The organism is Amycolatopsis sp. NPDC000009 (assembly GCF_055563465.1).
This window is the reverse complement of record NZ_JBVHDI010000016.1, coordinates 83,831-101,699: the sequence shown is the minus strand read 5'-3', so window position 1 is coordinate 101,699 and position 17,869 is coordinate 83,831. Positions and strand designations below refer to the sequence as shown.

Sequence of the window (17,869 nt, the reverse complement as noted above, 5' to 3'; positions counted from 1 at the left end):
GCCTACTCTGGTTCTCGTGGCTTTCGCAACCGAACACCCCGTGCTCGCCCAGTCGGACTTCCGCCCCGTCACGGCCATCCCCCGGACAGGCGGCCGATTCGAGGTGGTCAGCGACTACAAACCCGCCGGTGACCAGCCGGCGGCCATCGACGAACTCGAACGCCGGATCAACGCGGGCGAGAAGGACGTCGTGCTGCTCGGCGCCACGGGTACCGGCAAGTCGGCGACGACGGCCTGGCTGATCGAGCGCGTCCAGCGTCCGACGCTGGTGATGGCGCCGAACAAGACGCTCGCCGCGCAGCTGGCGAACGAGCTGAGGGAGCTGTTCCCGCACAACGCGGTCGAATACTTCGTCAGTTATTACGACTACTACCAGCCTGAGGCGTACATCGCCCAGACGGACACCTACATCGAGAAGGACTCGTCGATCAACGACGATGTCGAGCGGCTGCGGCACTCGGCGACGATGAACCTGCTGTCCCGGCGCGACGTCATCGTGGTCGCGAGTGTCTCGTGCATCTATGGTCTCGGCACGCCGCAGTCGTACCTCGACCGGTCGACGAAGCTGAAGGTCGGCGAGCAACTCGACCGGGACGTCTTCCTCCGCGCGCTGGTGGACGTGCAGTACACCCGTAACGACATCGCCTTCGCTCGCGGCACCTTCCGCGCCCGCGGCGACACGGTCGAGATCATCCCGGCGTACGAGGAGCTGGCCATTCGCGTCGAGTTCTTCGGTGACGAGATCGAAAAGCTGTACTACCTGCACCCGCTGACCGGCGACATCGTCAAAGAGGTCGACGAGGTCCGCATCTTCCCGGCCACGCACTACGTGGCGGGTCCGGAGCGGATGGAGAAGGCCATCCGCGGCATCGAAGTCGAACTCGAAGAGCGGTTGGCCGAGCTGGAGAAGCAGGGCAAACTGCTCGAGGCCCAGCGGCTGCGGATGCGCACCGCCTACGACATCGAGATGATGCGCCAGGTCGGGTTCTGCTCCGGTATCGAGAACTACTCGCGGCATATCGATGGCCGCGGCGCCGGCTCCGCGCCCGCGACCCTCATCGACTACTTCCCGGAAGACTTCCTGCTGGTCATCGACGAGTCGCACCAGACGGTCCCGCAGATCGGCGGCATGTTCGAAGGCGACATGTCGCGGAAGCGGAACCTGGTCGACTTCGGGTTCCGGCTGCCCAGCGCGGTCGACAACCGGCCGCTGACCTGGGAGGAGTTCACCGACCGGATCGGCCAGACGGTGTACCTGTCGGCGACGCCGGGGCCGTACGAGATGGGGCAGGCGGGCGGCGAGTTCGTCGAGCAGGTCATCCGGCCGACCGGCCTGGTCGACCCGAAGGTGGTCGTGAAGCCCACCGAGGGCCAGATCGACGACCTGGTGCACGAGATCCGCGAGCGGGCCGAGAAGGACGAGCGCGTCCTGGTCACCACGCTCACCAAGAAGATGGCCGAGGACCTCACCGACTATCTGCTGGAGCTGGGCATCCGGGTGCGGTACCTGCACTCCGAGGTGGACACGCTGCGCCGAGTCGAGCTGCTGCGGCAGCTGCGCGCGGGCGATTACGACGTGCTGGTCGGCATCAACCTGCTCCGTGAGGGTCTCGACCTGCCCGAGGTCTCGCTGGTCGCGATCCTCGACGCGGACAAGGAGGGCTTCCTCCGCAGTGGCACGTCGCTGATCCAGACGATCGGCCGCGCCGCCCGTAACGTGTCGGGCGAGGTGCACATGTACGCGGACAAGATCACCGACTCGATGCAGCACGCCATCGACGAGACCGATCGCCGCCGCGCCAAGCAGGTCGCCTACAACAAGGAGCGCGGTGTCGACCCGCAGCCCCTGCGGAAGAAGATCGCCGACATCCTGGACCGTGTCTACAGCGAGGCCGAGGACACGGAATCCGTCGCCGTCGGCGGTTCGGGCCGGAACTCTTCGCGCGGCAAGAAGCCCGAGCAGGGCGACCGGGTGCGCAGTTCCGGGATGCTCGCGGACAAGGACGTCGCCGGTATGCCGCGCGCCGAGCTGGCGGATCTCATCCAGCAGATGACCGACCAGATGATGCAGGCCGCGCGTGACCTGCAGTTCGAGCTGGCCGCCCGGCTGCGGGACGAGGTCGCGGACCTCAAGAAGGAGCTCCGGGGCATGGACGCGGCCGGCATCAAGTAGCCGCTCACCGCCCTCGTGAGTGGTAAGGACGGTTCTAACCGTCCTTACCACTCACGAGACTCGACCAGCGTGATCCGGCGGACGACACGACCGCGGCCACGAGTCGTCCGTCTGATCACGCGTGTCGTCCAGCCAAGCACGCGTGTCGTCCGTTCAAGCACGCGTGTCGTCCAGCCAATCACGCGAATCCCCCGCGCACCGGCCGACGTACCTGAGCCACCCTTGGTTTCAACCGTCCTCACCACTCACGACGGCCGGTCAGAGGCGGCGGCGCTCCAGCATGGTCAGGTCGGCATCGAAGTCCGGGAACCCGGCGGGGGCCGAACGCGTGCTGACGCCCGGCGAGACCGGTGGCAGACCGGCCCACCGCCGTACGGTGTTCGTCGCTTCGGCGGCCTGGGCCGCGGGAAGCTGCGAGATCCGGGCGCCGTGGTTTCCGCCCGGCACCGTGTAGCTGTAGGAGTCCTTCGTGCCGAAGCCGAGCTTGAACGGCTCCGCGCTCCACGGGTCGTTCTCACCGTTGACGAACATCAGCCGCTTCCCCTGGGACTTCACCCAGAAGTCGATGTCCGGCATAGCCAGATGGTCGAACCGCGGGATGTCGACCGAATCCGGCACGAACGTCCGCGACACGTTGGAGCCCGGGTAGCGCAGCAGATCCCGCAGATAGCCTTCGTAGGACTCGGGGGCGCCGAGCTGGTAGGAAGCCTGGAAGTAGTACGGGACGTAGACCTCGAGGTTCTGGTCGGAGTAGGTGTTGAGGCTCTCGACGCGTTCGAACCAGGCGTAGACCTCCGCCGCCGGAGCGCCCGCCTTCGGGATCGTCGCGCAATCCGACTGCCTCTGGTACTGCCAGAAGGCGAAGTACGAGTCGATCACGGAGATCTCCAGCGACACGTCCGCCGAGCCGACGGTCTTGAACGTGTAGCCGTTCTTCGCCGCGTCGGCGGCGGCGAGCGCCGCGAACTCCGAGCGCCGGGTCAGTACGTCACGCTGGATCGCCTTCAGCGCCGACCGGCAGGCCGGATCGTCGCCGACGTTCGCCAGGAACCGGTTGTAGCGGTCGTGCGAGTTGATGACGTCGTTGGGCGCGACGTACGGGATCGTCGCGTCGACGTCGTCCGGGAAAAACCTACGGAAGTAGGTCGCCGTCATCCCACCCTTGCTGCCGCCGGTCGCGAGCCACTTGCCCGGATAGATCCGCTTGAACGCCTCGACGGCGCGGTGCTGGTCGGCGGCGGCCTGCCAGATCGTCAGCTGCTTTCCCCAGTCCGGATGGTCCGGCCGGGAGGGCGTGAAGAACCGGTACTCCATGGACAGCTGGTTGCCGTCGACGAGCTGTGTCGGCTCCGAGCGGTTGGGCGATTGCGAGACGTTGTACCCGCTCGTGTACACCACGGTCGGCGACCGGAATTCCTTGTGCAGCAACGTGAAACGCTGCTGGAAGGTGCCGCGGTCCGGCCTGCGGTGGTCGACGGGCTGGGTGTAGGCGAGTTTGAAGAACCGGTATCCGGTCGGTGCCGGATTCTCCGAGACGACGGTCAGCCCGGGGATCCGCCCGAGTGCCTCCTCGATGTCGCCGGGTGCCGCCTGCGCGGCCGGGGCCAGCCCGGCCAGTGCGAGAACGGTGGTCGCCAGAACCGACCACGCGGCCGTGAGCTTCCGCATCCATGCCCTCCCCATCGGGACCTGTTGAGCGGTCGGATACTCACAGAGTCACCGCCGGTGGGCAATCGCCTATCCGGTCGAGCCGCGCAGCACCCGGTCGACATACGCCTTGATCGCCGCGGTGGCTTCGGGCGAACTCCACAGGTCGAGGACGTGGGCGTCGTCGCCGGTGCGGTGTTCGGCGATCCGCTCGTGGAACGGCCGATGCAGCTGCGCCTTCGTGTGCGCGTACGCGGCCGCCGGGATCTCGGCGAGCTTCCTGGCCACCTCCACCGCCCGCCCGACGACGTTCTCGGGCGCGGTCACCTCGTTCACCAGGCCGAGCCGGAGCGCGTCCGCGGGCAGGTGGGTCTCGCCGAGGAAGGCGAGTTCGGCGAGGACGTCGGCACCGAACCCGGAGCGCAGGATCTCCAGCGCCGCCAACGGGAACGGCACGCCGACGAGCAGTTCGGTGATCCCGATCCGGCCGGGGCCGTCGGCGAGGACGCGGCGGTCGCAGGCGGCGGCGAGCACCGCCCCGCCGGCGATCGCGTGCCCGTTGACGGCCGCGATCACCGGGCCGGGAAAGCCGAAGACCGAGAGGAACGCGTCCGACAGCGCGGGCAGGAAGTCTTCGATGTAGTCCGCGCCGCCGTCGTGTACTCGCCGCAGGTCGACCCCGGCCGAGAAGATGCCGCCGGTGCCGGTCAGCACGACACCGCGATAACCGCCCAGCTGCACGTCTTCGAGCCGGAGGATCAATTCCTGGCAGAACTCGGTGTCGAGGGCGTTCGCTTTGCCGTGCCGGAGGGTGACGACGGCGATCCCGCCTTCGTCGTCCACGCGGATCGAAGAGGTGGCCATGGCCCGACCGTACCCGAGCCCGCGAGGATCTACAGTGGACCGCTTAAACGCGCGGCCGGGCCGCGACGTGGTCTGTCCGGCTCACCCAGCGAACCCGAGCCTCCGGCCGAAAGAAAACCGCCGCTAGTCCCTCAGGCGTACGGTGACCGTCGGGCTGAAGGACCGCTTGCGGTTCCAGCCGGTCTCGGCGCCGATACTGAGCTGGATGGCGCGGTCGGCGGGCGCCCAGTAGCCGGTGCGCACGAAGTAGGCGTCCATCGAGCACAGCCTGGCGCAGGACTTGCGGTTGCAGATCGTCTCCCAGCCCCACTGCCTGCCGCTCTCCTCGACGCCGTTGCGCCGGACGAAGAGATGCGGGTTGCCGATTTCCCGGCAGTAGGTGCTGCCCTCGGAGATGTAGAGGACCCCGTCGATCTTGTAGAACCGATTGTTGTCGAGAAGCGTCACCTGGCCCGAGACGGCGAATCCGACCCGGCCGCCCTTGCCGGCGCTCATGGTCCAATCAAGAGAGAATTCTTGGACCGGTGTCTCGACTGACTGGGTCATGGTGACATCCCCGCTTTCCGCTCGCGTCGGCACCTTTCCCTTGAAGATAAGGATTTCCCGGAGGTGTCCGAAGATGAATGCGAGGTTTTCACCCAATGAGTCGATGATCGGAAAATCGATGTTCTCATGCGCATGAAACACCGATTACCGGCGCTAACGGGTGAAGGTCGCCACGGCCAGTGAAAACCGGGGCCCACCAGGGAAGAGGATTTCGTCTTCCCGGTGGACCCCGGTGATTTTCCGGTACGGAAACGCTCTCAGCTGGTGATGTCCTTCGTCGCGAACCGGCGGCCGGCCAGAAGGAAGAACACCGTGCCGTACAACGCGGCGGACAGCATGCCGTTGGCCATGTTCGTCCAGTCGATGTCGGTCGAGATCAGATCCATCCACGAGAACGCGAAATGCGTCGGCAGGTAGTCGCGCAGCCCTTCCAGCGCGGTGATCTGGTCGAGGATCTGCGAAACGATCGCGACGATCACCGCGCCGCCGACGGCGCCCAGCGGGGCGTCGGTGGCGACCGAGAGCAGCATCGCCAGACCGGCCACCCACGCCAGCTGCAGGATGATGTAGACCGTCGCGAGCCCCATGGCGATGAGACTGTCGCCGAACGACACCGCGTCCCCGGTCGGGCTGATCGCGTCGCCCGCGCCGTACCAGATGACGCCGACCACCAGCGAGACCAGCGGCAAGAGGATCAGCGCGACCGCGGAGAGGATGCCGGAGACGATCGCCTTCTGCCGCAGCACCCGATGCCGGGGGACCGGCATCGCGAGCAGGTACTTCAGGCTCGACCACGACGCCTCGCTCGCGATCGTGTCGCCGTAGAACAACGCCACGATCATCGGGAGCAGGAACGTCCCGGACACGAACAGCGCGAGCACCACGAAGTTCGGCGCGCTCGCGGTGGCGAGGTCGACGAAGCCGCCGCTGCGGCGGTTCGGGTTGGCCTGCCCGATCTCGAACGCGATCACCAGGATGAACGGCAGCAGCGCGACGAACCCCAGCATCAGCTGGGTCCGCCGCCGCTTGAGCTGCCGCTTCAGCTCGACGCCGAGCCGCAGCGTCCGGTCGGCGCGGTAACCCGCCACCGCCCCGTCGGGGCCGACCTCGGTCGGTTCGTGCGACGCGACCTCGGTCAGCTCCAGCAGGGCCGCCGGATCGGTGTGCACGCCGTGATCCGCCCGGGTCGCCGGGCCGGAACCATTGGTCTTACTCACCCTTCGAGTCCTCTCCGACCAGCTGCAGGAACGCGTCTTCCAGACGGCGCCGCGGTCCGGCCTGCTCGACCGCGACCCCGGCCCGCACCAGGGCGGCGACCGCCTCGGCGCGCGCGAGACCGTCGAGATCCGCGTGGACCAGTTCGCCGTCGACGTCGACGCCGGAAACGCCCCCGACCTTCCGCAGCGCTTCGGCCGCTTCGGCGGGCTTGTCGACGCGGAACGTCGCCTCGCCGCTGGACGCGGCCAGTTCGCCGACCTCACCCGAGGCGACCAGCATGCCGCGGTGCATCACGACCACGTGCGTACAGGTCTGCTCGACCTCGGCCAGGAGGTGGCTCGAGACCACCACGGTGCGCCCGGTCGCCGCGTAGCGCTGGAGCACCTCGCGCATCTGGTGGATCTGTGGCGGGTCGAGCCCGTTGGTCGGTTCGTCGAGCACCATGAGCTCCGGCAGGCCGAGCATCGCCTGTGCGATCGCGAGGCGTTGCCGCATGCCCTGGCTGTAGGTACGGACCCGCCGGTTCACCGCGTCGCCGAGCCCGGCGATCTCCAGCGCCTCGGCGAAATGCGCCTTGTCCCTCGGACGGCCCGTGCTCGCCCAGTACAGCTCCAGGTTCTCCTTGCCGGACAGATGCGGCAGGAAGCCCGAACCCTCCACAAAGGACCCGATCCGGGACAGCACCGGCGCGCCCGGCGCGATCAGGTGGCCGAACACGCGGATGGTGCCCGCGGTCGGCGTGATGAGCCCCATCAGCATGCGCAGGGTGGTCGTCTTGCCCGCGCCGTTCGGCCCGAGCAGGCCGAGCACCTGACCGGGTTCGACGCGGAACGACAGATCCTTCACCGCGACGAACCCGCCCGCGTACGCCTTGCGCAGACCTTCGATCACGAGCGGCGTCTTCGCCAGGCTCTCGTCGACGTCGTGTGCGCGGCGGCGGCGGAACGCGGCGATCACCGTGATCGCGATACCCGCGAGCAGTGTCCCGGCGATCCCGAGCAGCTGGGCGACGGGCGCGCCCGCCCCGACCGAGTTGCCGGGGACGACCGGCACTGCGAGCCGCCCGCCGTCAGCGAGCCCGATGCGGAACACGGCGGGCTCGACCGGCGTCGCGAACGCCTGGTCCGTCGTGGCGACGACCAGCCGCAGCGTGTGCCCGGCCTCCAGCGGCCGCACGATGCCCGGCAGGGTCACCGTCACCTCGACCGGGCTGCCGTCGGCGGGCAGACCGGAAACCCGGAAGGGGGCGACGGCGTTGGCCGGAAGCGTGCGGACACCTTCCGAGTTGACGTCGTAGAGCTTCGCGAACAGGACGGCTTCCCTCTGAGGAGCCGCGGCCGACGGATCGGCCGAGACCTGGAGGCGAACCGTCGACGAACCGGCCGCGATCGTCTGCGTGTCGAGCGGCGGTGTCGCGAACTGCGCGGCCTGCCCCGGCGGGTCCAGGCTGAACAGTCCGGAAAGGCGGGACGAGCCCGCCACCGCTCCGTTCAAACCGGGGATCCCGCTCACCGCGGCGGGATTACCGCCCGCGGGCCGCACGACCGGCTGGGCCGGCCCCGCCAGGGTGAACTGTCGCCGCTCGGTGGCGTCCCCCGTCGCTCCCGGATACGCCGGTGCGGTGACGGTCCGGACCGACGGGGCGCCGTTGGCCCGCAGCGTGCCCTGGATGTCGTAACTGAACCCGGTGCCGGGATCGGTGCCCTGCCCGGTGAGGGAGAACTTGAGGAAGTCGGCGATCTGCGCGCGCAGTTTCTGCCCTGGCTTCCCGCCGTCGTGGCCGCCGGTGTACCAGATCGTGCGGACCTTGCCGCCCGCCGCGGTGATCTGGCGCGCCGTCGCGTCGGACTGGTCCAATCCGAACAGCGTGTCGCTTTCGCCCTGTACCAGCAGGGTCGGCACGGTGATCTTGTCCGTCACCGACGCGGGGGAGACCCGGCGGAGCAGATCGACGGTCTTCTGGCTCGCCTTCCCCGTGGTGGCGAGCTCGGTGTAGGCCTGGCAGACGTCGGCGGTGAACCGTCCACAAGGGTCGGCCGGGCCTGCCGGTGGCCGCTGCCCGTTCTGACCGCCGAGCGGCAGTGACTGCGCCGCGGCACCCGCCGCGCCCGTACCCTGTGCCGCACCGGATTCACTCGTCTCGTCACCCGCTTCGGGCGCGTCGTTGGCGGGGGAGCCGCTCTGCGCCGCGCCGGAACCGGCGGAGAAGAAGATGCCCGCCCACGACTTCTTGAAGACGCCGTCCGCGGTGAACGCGCCGGCGGCCGGAGTGGTGGCGTTCGGCGCGGCCGGGGCGGCGGCGTTCGGGAAGAGGCCCTGCGCGAGATCGTTGTAGGTGATCACCGGCGCGATCGCGTCGACCCGTTTGTCGGTCCCGGCGAGCAGCAGGGAAAGCGCGCCACCGTACGAAGCGCCGGACACGGCCACCTTCGGGTCGCCGTTCTCACTGAGGACTTCGGGACGGGCGGCCAGTCCGTCGATCAGCTTCTTGGCGTCGGCGACCTCGCGGTCGGGGTCGTTCAGCGCGATCTTCCCGGTGCTGCGGCCGAAACCGCGCGCGGACCAGGTCAGCACGACGAAACCCTTCTCGGCCAGTTCGCGGGCTTCGGCGGCGACACTGTTCTTGTCACCGCCGAAACCGTGGGCGAGCAGGACGGCCGGAGCCGGGGTCTGTTCAGGCAGGTACGTGGTCGTGTCGATCTTCACGACTTCGGACGAGCCCGGGGTTTCGGGCAGGTCGAGGGTCGCGTCCTGGGTTTCGACCGCGGACGGCGCGGGTTCGCTGTTCGTCCACACGACGGCCGCGGCGGCCAGGACCACCACGACCGCGGCGAGCGCGGTGAGTTTCGCGCTTCGCGTGCGAGGGAGCGGGATTCGGGGCACGGGATGACCGTATTTCACCGAAGCTGAGAATCGCTTCCCCGGCACACACGGACCACACAAGCGTGACGTTAGGCCGCCACGGGAGCGGGTACCCGGAGGGGGAGAAGAGGTGGGTGTGACGGGAGTTACGCCATCTTCTTGGTGACAAGGGCAACCTTAACTGGCGTCATGCGTACAGACAGGTCAAACTGGACCAGCTGTGAGGGGAGTATTCCTTCGCGGCGGTGTCGTCAGCACGGTGGTCTTCGCGGGCCCCCGGCACCGTCGGCCGGTTTCGCACCGGCGGAAGAGACCTCCGGTTAGTTGCTGCTGTGCACTATCCGGAGGGTTGGATACATGTCTGTTCCCCTGTGGCTGTGGATCGCCACGGTCGGTGGCCTGCTCGCGCTCATCGCGCTGGACCTGGTCATCGTCGATCGCAAGCCGCATGAGGTCACCACCGGCGAAGCCGCCCGGTGGGTCGTCTTCTACATCGCCGTGGCCGTCGCGTTCGGCGTCGGTGTCTGGGTCCTCGCCGGACACGACTTCGGTGTCCAGTTCTTCACCGGGTACATCACCGAGTACTCGCTGAGCGTCGACAACCTGTTCATCTTCATGATCATCATGACGTCGTTCAAGGTGCCCGCGATCCACCAGCACCGGGTACTGCTGATCGGCATCCTGCTCGCGCTCGCCATGCGCAGCGTGTTCATCGCCGTGGGCGCCGCGCTGATCGCGCAGTTCGTCTGGGTCTTCTTCCTGTTCGGCGCCGTCCTCGTCTGGACCGCGGTCAGCATGGTCCGCAACAAGGACGAAGAAGAGGAATACGAGGAGAACGCGCTCACCCGCTGGGTGCGCAAGCTCTTCCCGGTCACCGAAGAGTGGCACGGGCACAAGTCCTTCGTGAAGAAGGACGGCAAGCGCTGGATCACCCCGATGTTCCTGGTCATCGTCGCGATCGGCAGCGCGGACCTGCTGTTCGCGGTCGACTCGATCCCCGCGATCTTCGGTATCACGCAGGAGGCCTTCCTGGTCTTCACCGCCAACGCGTTCGCGCTGATGGGTCTGCGCCAGCTGTACTTCCTGCTCGGTGGCCTGGTCACCAAGCTGGTGTATCTGTCCTACGGCCTCGCGGTGATCCTCGCCTTCATCGGCGCCAAGCTGTTCCTGCACGCGCTGCACGAGTACCACGTCGTCCCGGACTGGCTGGACATCAACAACTGGGTCTCCCTGGGCGTCATCGTCGTGGTCCTGACCGTGACGACGGTCGCCAGCCTCGCGAAGGCGAAGAAGCTGGAAGCCGCTGAGCGGGAATCTTCGATCAGTAGTTAGAACTGCTAAGGATCGGGTACCGTCGGGGCCGTGCGTCCCGTTGACATCGAAGCCCTGACGGTCCCCGGCATCCTCGCGCTGCGCGGCGACCTGCTGCTCACCGCGGTGAGCAGGCCTGATCTGAAGACGAACGGCTACCGCGGAGCCCTGCGCAGGATCGACCTGGGTGGCGGCGGGGAAGCGGCCTGGACCCATGGGGCCAAGGACTCCGCCCCCGCCATCTCGCCGGACGGCCGATGGGTCGCGTTCCTCCGGGCGGGCGAGGGCTCCGGGCGCGCGGCCAAACCGCAGGTGCACGTGCTGCCTGCGGACGGCGGCGACGCGAAGCGGATCACCGACCTGCCCCTGGGCGCGGGTGCCCCGGTCTGGGCGCCCGATTCCCGGCGGATCGCCTTCGTCGCGCGCGTGCCCGAGCCGGGCCGCTACGGCACCGAGAACGCGGACGGCGAAACGCCGGAGCCGGGCGAAGAAGCGCCGCGGCACATCAAGAACCTCTTCTACCGCGTCGACGACGTCGGCTTCCTCAACGACCGTCCACAGCGTCTGTTCGTCGTGGACGCCGTCGTCGCGCTGGACGAGGAATCGCCCGCCGAGCTCACGCCGCTGACCGACGACCGCGCCGACGTCGACCATCCCTCGTGGACGGTCGACGGCGAGCAGGTCCTGTTCAGCGGCCCGCGTGAATGGGCCGCCGAGGACACCATCCGTTCGGATGTCTACGCCGTGCCCGCGGACGGTGGCGAGCCCCGGCTGCTGGTCCGGACGCTGGGCACCGCGGCCCGGCCGGTTGTCGCCCCGGACGGTTCGATCCTGTTCTACGGCAACGAATTCCCTGGCATGGAAGACGTCGCCCGCAACACCGGGCTCTGGCAGGCGCCGTGGCCCTCCGGTGACGAGCCCTCGTCACCGCGCCGGCTGACCGACGTCGAAACGGTGGACTGCGATCACGCGGCCAGCCGTCCGGTCGTCGTCGGCGACGAGGTCCTCGTCGTGGCCAGCAACCGCGGTGCCGCGGAGCTGCGTGCCGTTCCCCTCGACGCCGAGCTCGCCGAGCTGAAGTCCCTGCGCCGGCTCGCTGGTGAACGCACCGCGGTGAAGTCGTTCGCCGTCGACGGCGAACGGATCGTCGCGGTGATCGGGACGCCCGAGAGTTCCGGTGACGTCGTGCTGCTCGCCGGCGGGGAACCGCGCCTGCTCACCGACTACTCGAAGGCGTTGCGGGACACCGGGATCCTGCCGCTGGAGGAGCTGAACGCGACCGCACCGGACGGCTATCCGGCCCACGGCTGGGTCGTCCGGCCCGAAGGGGACGGGCCGCATCCCGTGGTCCTGATGGTCCACGGTGGACCGTTCGCGGCGTACGAATGGAAGGTCTTCGACGAGGCGCAGGTGCTCGCCGCCGCGGGTTACGCCGTCGTTCTCGGCAACCCGCGCGGTTCCGCGGGCTACGGCGAAAGCCACGGCCGGAGCATCGTCCACGGTCTCGGCACCGTGGACGCGGACGATCTGCTGGCACTGCTGGACGAAGCGCTCAAGCTGCCGAACCTGGACGGTGACCGGGTCGGCGTGATGGGCGGCTCGTACGGCGGGTTCATGACGAGCTGGCTCGCCGCGCACCACGGCGGCCGGTTCCGCGCCGCGTGGAGCGAGCGCGCGGTCAACGCCTGGGACTCGTTCGTCGGCAGTTCTGACATCGGCTGGTTCTTCGCCGGGGGCTACGCCGGCGACGACATCGAAGAGCAGCGCAAGCGCAGCCCGCTGACGTACGCGGGGAAGATCGACATCCCGTTCATGGTCGTGCATTCCGAACAGGACTGGCGGTGCCCGCTGGAGCAGGCGCAGCGGATGTACGTGGCATTGCGGCAGAACGGTGTCGCGGCCGAATTCCTCCTGTTCCCCGGCGAGGGGCACGAACTCACGCGATCCGGCTTGCCGCGCCACCGGGTGCAGCGGTTCGACGCCGTGCTGGAGTGGTGGGGCCGTCACCTCTGAACCTCGTGAGTGGTGAGGACGGTTCTAACCGTCCTCACCACTCACGAGGGCAGTGGCTCGGCCGGGGGTTGCGAAAGCCACTTTCGCAACGTTGATGGTTGCGAAAGTGGCTTTCGCAACGTCGGCCGTGGCCGGGCCCGGCACTGTCCTGGTGATCATGTCGCGAAAGCCACTTTCGAGACCTCTGATGTCCCGAAAGTGGCTTTCGCGACACCGGCTCCATGCCCCTCAGGCCTTCATGGGCCGGGCCCAGCATCACCAACGGCCGGAAGCGACACCCTCGGCTAGAGCCGTCCTGACCACTCACGAGGCCGGAGCTCAGCTGAGAAGCGTGTAGTTCAGCTCTTCGCAGACCCGGCCCAACGGGACGTCGAGCCCCGGATGGTCCAGCGGGAGCAGCACGTCCGGCGCGACCGGCAGCGAGTTCCCGGCGGGTGGGTCCCACAGCGCGAGCGCGGGGCCGCCGGAATCCATTGAGGACCGGTACCAGACGCCGTCGAGGTCACCGAAGGCGGCGCGGATGGCACGGGCCCAGGCCTGGGTGATCTTCTTCGGGCCGCTGGAGATCTCCTGCGAGGCACCGACCCGGGTCGGCCACAGGCCGGCGAGGTCGAGCAGCCGCAGCGTGCGGGTCGGCCGGACGACGACCAGGCGCGGGCTGCGGGACTTGCGGTCGACCGTCGACGTGGTCTGGAAGACCTCCGCGATGCTGGTGCGCACGGTGAGGCCGAAGTACAGGACGCCGTTCCCGGGGTCGGTGACCGGGCGACCGCCGCGACCGGGGGTCTGCGGGTCGAACCGGCCGTGCGGGAGCGGGCCGCTGTAGCGGAACGAATTCCACTGCTGGGGGTGGTTGCCGTGCGCGGTGAAGATCCTGACCAGCCTGGTGCCGGGGTGCACCGTCACCACGTCGTTGGTGCGGTGCAGCTCCTTGACCAGGACAGAGCGTGCGGGCGGCAGGGGAAGCCGGGCCATACCTCGGGAGTCGTCCGTCCTTGTCGGGTGATCTTGCTCGGTGGGGTCAGCCTACGGCCTACCCCCGACTGAAATTGCGTCGTCGGGCAAGGATCTCAGAACGGCGAACCCAGCGTGGCCACCAGTCTCGCGACGTGCTCGGGATCGCCGCCGGACAGGAGCCATTGGCGCGGGGTGGCCGGGTGGTCGTTGATCACCAGATCGGCCTGCGGGGTACTCATGAAAGCGGCGACGACGAGCGCGGGCTGGTCCTCGGGGACGGCTCGCAGCACGACCTCCAGGCCGGGCAGTACCCCGGAACCGGCGAACTGCCAGGCGGGCAGCCGCCAGCCCTGGTCCTTCCAGCCGGTGAGCCTGCCCTCCTTCAGACGGTGCCGGATCCGGCTGTCGTCGACACCCAGTGCCTTCGCCGCTTCCAGCACGCTCAGCGCGGAATCGGCTAGTACGGCGTGCGCGGCGACCGTGCGGGCACGGAAGTCCGGCTCGTCCTCGCTCCGGGGGGAGAGGTCGAGTCCGACGTCGGTCAGCGCGGCCCGCTGGTCCGCCGAGAAATAATGCGACGGATCGGGGTTCGGTGGGGTCAGTCTCCGCGCCGCGTCCTCGACGAGGTTCAGGAACTCGTTGGCGTCGACCTTCAGGCCCGCCTTGGCGAGAACGTTCTCGAGCGCTATGGACATAGCGCCTAGAGTAACTCGTCTGTGCGGGTTCGTGCGGTCTCATCTCGATTTCGTGGGGGAATTCACCAGAGATGAACACAGAGTGCACGGAATCAAACACGCGCAGTAGGCAATGTCGCCACAGTCTGCCCGGATCGGGCGAGCTTGTCCAGGACTTCGGCTTGACAGGTGGTAAACGGGAACTTACCTTCCGAAAGGTAAACGATTTCTTCCCACCGCTTCGGAGAACCCGGCTGGTGTGGGGCCGGCTTGGGGGAACAAGGGGGTGGGGCGTTCCTGGGCGGCCGGTGCGAACCGGTCGCCCAGGCACGTCGTGCGGCAGGGGTTCTCCCGGGTGTCAGTCGCGCCGTGAACTCCGGCGCACGATCAGATTCGCCTGAAGCGTGGTCGTCGTGGCCTTGCGTGTGCTGTCGCCGATCCGGGCGAGCAGCAGCTCGGCGGCGACCCTGCCCACCTCGTTCGCGGGCTGGGCGACCACCGTCAGCGGCGGGTCGATCAGCGTCGTCCACGGCGCGTCGTCGAACGACACGATCCCCACGTCCTGTCCCGAGCGCAGGCCGCGCGCGGCCAAGGCCTCCAGGACACCGATCGTCATCGTGCTGTTGCCGACCAGGAGCGCGTCCGGCGGCTCGGGCTCGTCGAGGAGGCTGAGCGCGGCGAGCCTGCCGCCCTCGGCGCGGAACTCGGCCCGCCGGGTGAGCGCGTTCTCCTCGCCGACCGCGTCGGTGTAACCGGCCAGCCGGTCTTCGGCCGTGCGAACCCCGGGCGGCCCGCTGACGCAGGCGACCCGCCGGTATCCGCCGTCGAGCAGGTGCCGGGTGGCGTCGCGGGCGGCGAGCCGGGTGTCGACCAGCACCTGGTCGCCGGTGTTCTTCAGCAGCGGCCGGTCGACGGCGACCACGGGGGTGCCGCGTTCGGTCAGCCGGTCGACGTTGGTGGCCCGGCCGGTGGGGGAGAGCACCACGCCGGCGACCCGCTCCTGGAGCGCCACGTCTATGTAGCGCCGCTCCTTCTCCTCGTTGTCGTCGGCGTTGCACAGCACCACCGAATAGCCCGCCGTCTGCGCGATGTCCTCCACGCCTCGGGCGATCGCGGTGAAGAAGGGGTTCTCCACGTCGGAGATGATGAGCGCGAGGACCGCGGTCTCCTGACGGCGCAGATTCCTCGCGAGCCCGTTCGGGTGGTATCCCAATTCGGCCGCGGCGGCCTGCACCCGTGCCGCGAGCACCGGGTCCACAGTGGACTTCCCGTTGAGCGTTCTCGACACGGTCGCCGTCGAAACCCCGGCCTTCGCCGCCACGTCGTTGATGGTGGCCACCGTGACCTCCCCTTCTGCAGGTGTATTGACACCTTCGCACGGGAAGAATAGCTTGGCCGACAATCGTTACCATCCGCTGATCGCGCTACTCGCGCGGAGGAGTTCGGAGGGGTCGTGGGGGAACCGGGCCTGGTGCTCGGCATCGACATCGGCACTTCTAGTTCCAAAGGTGTCCTCGTCGATTCCCGGGGCGCCGTGGTGGCGCGTTCGTCCCGGCCGCACGAAACCTCCCGGCCGCGTCCAGGCTGGTTCGAGCACGACGCGGAAACCGTGTGGTGGCAAGACTTCGTGGCGCTGGCGAGGGAACTCTCGGCGGGCGCCGGGGATCATCCCATCATCGGAGTGTCGGTCAGCGGGATCGGCCCGGTGCTGTTGCCCGCCGACGCCTTGGGGAAACCCTTGCGCCCGGCGATCCTTTACGGCGTCGACACCCGTGCATCTGACGAAATCCGGGAATTGAACCGCGAATTCGGCGAAGAATTCATTGTGGAACGCGGCGGGAGCGCGCTCGGCTCACAGGCTGTCGGGCCGAAATGGCGCTGGCTGGCCAAGAACGAGCGGGACGTATTCGAGCGGGCGGAACTCTTCCTGATGGCGAGTTCGTTCCTCGTGCTGCGACTGACCGGTGAGTACGTCCTCGACCATCATTCCGCGAGCCAATGCGATCCGATGTACGACCTGCGCGAGGCTCGCTGGGCGACCGACCGGGTCGCCGAGATCGCCCCCGGCGTCGAGCTGCCCAGGCTCGCGTGGCCGACCGAGGTGGCCGGTTCGGTCACCGCCGAGGCGGCCGCGGAAACCGGCCTGCCGCAAGGGATCCCGGTGACGGCCGGAACAGTGGACGCCTGGGCCGAGGCGACCAGTGTCGGGGTCACCGCGCCCGGGGACACCATGCTCATGTACGGCACCACGATGTTCCTGGTCCAGATGCTCTCCGATCCCCGCCCCGGACAGGGGTTGTGGACGACCCGCGGCGCCTTTCCCGGTACTTATTCGCTCGCGGCGGGGATGGCGACCTCCGGCGCGATCACCGACTGGCTGCGGGAGCTCGCCGGCGGCGAATTCGGGGAACTGGCCGCGGCGGCGGCCGAGGTCCCGGCGGGTAGCCGCGGTTTGCTGATGCTGCCGTATTTCGCGGGAGAACGGACACCGGTGCCGGACCCGGACGCGAGGGGCATCATCGCCGGGCTCACCACTTCCCACGATCGCGCGGATCTGTACCGCGCGGCACTGGAAGGAACGGCGTACGGCGTGCGGCACAACCTCGAAGCCATGCGTGAGGCCGGTGGCGGCATCGGCCGGTTCGTCGCCGTCGGTGGCGGGACACAGGGCGGGGTGTGGACGCGGATCGTCAGTGACGTGGCGCGGATCGACCAGGAGATTCCCACGGAAACCATCGGCGCCGCGTTCGGAGACGCCGTTCTCGGCTCGGTCGCCCTGGGGAGGGAACCGGATATCGAAGCCTGGAACCCGGTCGCCGGGATCGTCCGCCCCGGCGCGGACGCCGACGTCTACGACGAGTTCTATCCGCATTACCGTGACCTGTACCGGTCCACTGTGGACATCGCTCACTTCCTGGCGCGGAAGAACTCGCTCGCTTTCAGGCCGGAGAGCTCCCGGCAATCCCGGCTCAGGTGAGCCTGATCGGCGTAACCCGCCGAAAACGCCAGCGAGGCGAGATCCGGTGCCGTTCCCGCGAGGCCGATGGCGCGCTGGAACCGGGAGACCCGCAGGTACGTGGCCGGGCCGTAGCCGACCGCGAGGGTGAACCGCCGTCGCAACTGCCGTTCGCCGGTGGTGAATCTGTCCAGCGCGGCCGAAACCCGGGGTACGCCGCCGTCGAGCCTGGCGATCAGCGCCGAGACCTCCCGGTCCGCCCGTTCGGCTCCGCGCCGCTCGACGACGTCGATCAGCGAAGCGGCGCCGGAGAGCACGCGTTCGGCCAGCAGCTCGCCTTCCCGGCCCCACAGGTCGCCGAGGGGGACACGCTGATCGCGTAGCTCGTCGGCGCCCAGGCCCAGGATGTGGCCCGCTCTGCCGGGGGCGAACCGGACACCCCGTGCTCGTTCGCTGGTTTCCCAGGTCCAGGCCGCGGTGTCCGGCCCGGCGACGAAGACCTCGCCGCCGCACTCCACCAGGTCCACGCAGCCGTCGGGCACGATCCGCTTCGCCACCGTGCCGGTGTCCTCCCACAGGCAGCGCACCACGCCGGCCGTCCCGCCGGGTGCCCTCGTCTCCCGATACACGGTTGCCATGATGCCCCCG

13 protein-coding genes are annotated in these 17,869 nt (G+C 68.7%); 4 read left to right on the top strand and 9 right to left on the bottom strand.

Going from position 1 to position 17,869, the window contains the following annotated elements; all coding sequences use genetic code 11:
• Positions 1-16: 16 nt before the first annotated feature.
• Positions 17-2,173 carry an excinuclease ABC subunit UvrB gene (gene uvrB / locus ACZ3HL_RS32465; protein WP_465413005.1) on the top strand — a complete coding sequence of 719 codons (2,157 nt, stop codon included), beginning with the start codon at positions 17-19 and terminating at the stop codon, positions 2,171-2,173.
• Between the two features lie 258 nt (positions 2,174-2,431).
• On the opposite strand, the gene ACZ3HL_RS32460 is transcribed toward uvrB, so the two are convergent.
• The 5 genes from ACZ3HL_RS32460 to ACZ3HL_RS32440 all read right to left on the bottom strand — a co-directional run bounded on the left by ACZ3HL_RS32460 (position 2,432) and on the right by ACZ3HL_RS32440 (position 9,349).
• Positions 2,432-3,841 carry a S28 family serine protease gene (locus ACZ3HL_RS32460; protein ID WP_465535197.1) on the bottom strand — a complete coding sequence of 470 codons (1,410 nt, stop codon included), beginning with the start codon at positions 3,839-3,841 and terminating at the stop codon, positions 2,432-2,434.
• A gap of 69 nt (positions 3,842-3,910) precedes the next feature.
• The gene (locus tag ACZ3HL_RS32455; RefSeq protein ID WP_465535196.1) at positions 3,911-4,684 is read right to left on the bottom strand and encodes an enoyl-CoA hydratase/isomerase family protein; all 774 of its coding nucleotides are present in this window, start codon (positions 4,682-4,684) and stop codon (positions 3,911-3,913) included.
• A gap of 123 nt (positions 4,685-4,807) precedes the next feature.
• Positions 4,808-5,230: a hypothetical protein gene (locus tag ACZ3HL_RS32450; RefSeq protein ID WP_410651077.1), complete on the bottom strand. Its 423-nt coding sequence runs from the start codon at positions 5,228-5,230 to the stop codon at positions 4,808-4,810.
• Positions 5,231-5,487: 257 nt separating this feature from the next.
• Complete coding sequence (locus tag ACZ3HL_RS32445; protein ID WP_340688298.1) at positions 5,488-6,447, bottom strand: ABC transporter permease; 960 nt, start codon at positions 6,445-6,447, stop codon at positions 5,488-5,490.
• The gene (locus tag ACZ3HL_RS32440; RefSeq protein WP_465535195.1) at positions 6,440-9,349 is read right to left on the bottom strand and encodes an alpha/beta fold hydrolase; all 2,910 of its coding nucleotides are present in this window, start codon (positions 9,347-9,349) and stop codon (positions 6,440-6,442) included. The genes ACZ3HL_RS32445 and ACZ3HL_RS32440 overlap by 8 nt, the downstream gene beginning before the upstream one ends.
• A gap of 318 nt (positions 9,350-9,667) precedes the next feature.
• Here ACZ3HL_RS32440 and ACZ3HL_RS32435 point away from each other — a divergent pair, with 318 nt between their 5' ends.
• Together ACZ3HL_RS32435 and ACZ3HL_RS32430 are read left to right on the top strand one after the other, a co-directional pair.
• Positions 9,668-10,642 (top strand): TerC family protein, encoded by a 975-nt coding sequence (locus tag ACZ3HL_RS32435; protein ID WP_465535194.1) that lies wholly within the window; start codon positions 9,668-9,670, stop codon positions 10,640-10,642.
• Positions 10,643-10,672: 30 nt separating this feature from the next.
• Positions 10,673-12,634 carry a S9 family peptidase gene (locus ACZ3HL_RS32430; RefSeq protein WP_465535193.1) on the top strand — a complete coding sequence of 654 codons (1,962 nt, stop codon included), beginning with the start codon at positions 10,673-10,675 and terminating at the stop codon, positions 12,632-12,634.
• A 318-nt stretch (positions 12,635-12,952) separates the two neighbouring features.
• Here the strand turns inward: ACZ3HL_RS32430 and ACZ3HL_RS32425 are convergent, their stop codons facing one another.
• From ACZ3HL_RS32425 to ACZ3HL_RS32415, 3 genes are all read right to left on the bottom strand, one after another.
• Complete coding sequence (locus tag ACZ3HL_RS32425) at positions 12,953-13,609, bottom strand: RES family NAD+ phosphorylase (RefSeq protein ID WP_465535192.1); 657 nt, start codon at positions 13,607-13,609, stop codon at positions 12,953-12,955.
• Positions 13,610-13,704: 95 nt separating this feature from the next.
• Entirely contained in the window at positions 13,705-14,286 is a 582-nt protein-coding gene (locus ACZ3HL_RS32420) for a DNA-binding protein (protein WP_465413012.1), read from the bottom strand.
• Positions 14,287-14,623: 337 nt separating this feature from the next.
• Positions 14,624-15,604, bottom strand: a complete 981-nt coding sequence (locus ACZ3HL_RS32415) for a LacI family DNA-binding transcriptional regulator (RefSeq protein WP_465413013.1) — start codon at positions 15,602-15,604, stop codon at positions 14,624-14,626.
• A 114-nt stretch (positions 15,605-15,718) separates the two neighbouring features.
• Here ACZ3HL_RS32415 and ACZ3HL_RS32410 point away from each other — a divergent pair, with 114 nt between their 5' ends.
• Positions 15,719-17,242 carry an FGGY-family carbohydrate kinase gene (locus ACZ3HL_RS32410; RefSeq protein WP_465535191.1) on the top strand — a complete coding sequence of 508 codons (1,524 nt, stop codon included), beginning with the start codon at positions 15,719-15,721 and terminating at the stop codon, positions 17,240-17,242.
• Here ACZ3HL_RS32410 and ACZ3HL_RS32405 read toward each other — a convergent pair.
• Positions 17,173-17,859 (bottom strand): helix-turn-helix domain-containing protein, encoded by a 687-nt coding sequence (locus tag ACZ3HL_RS32405; protein ID WP_465535190.1) that lies wholly within the window; start codon positions 17,857-17,859, stop codon positions 17,173-17,175. The two genes, ACZ3HL_RS32410 and ACZ3HL_RS32405, sit on opposite strands and share 70 nt — an antisense overlap.
• Positions 17,860-17,869 lie beyond the last annotated feature (10 nt).

Coding starts and splice junctions, on each gene's coding strand:
- ACZ3HL_RS32460 (WP_465535197.1), bottom strand. CDS start 3,841: ATGCGGAAGCTCACGGCCGCGTGGTCGGTTCTGGCGACCACCGTTCTC.
- ACZ3HL_RS32455 (WP_465535196.1), bottom strand. CDS start 4,684: ATGGCCACCTCTTCGATCCGCGTGGACGACGAAGGCGGGATCGCCGTC.
- ACZ3HL_RS32450 (WP_410651077.1), bottom strand. CDS start 5,230: ATGACCCAGTCAGTCGAGACACCGGTCCAAGAATTCTCTCTTGATTGG.
- ACZ3HL_RS32435 (WP_465535194.1), top strand. CDS start 9,668: ATGTCTGTTCCCCTGTGGCTGTGGATCGCCACGGTCGGTGGCCTGCTC.
- ACZ3HL_RS32425 (WP_465535192.1), bottom strand. CDS start 13,609: ATGGCCCGGCTTCCCCTGCCGCCCGCACGCTCTGTCCTGGTCAAGGAG.
- ACZ3HL_RS32420 (WP_465413012.1), bottom strand. CDS start 14,286: ATGTCCATAGCGCTCGAGAACGTTCTCGCCAAGGCGGGCCTGAAGGTC.
- ACZ3HL_RS32405 (WP_465535190.1), bottom strand. CDS start 17,859: ATGGCAACCGTGTATCGGGAGACGAGGGCACCCGGCGGGACGGCCGGC.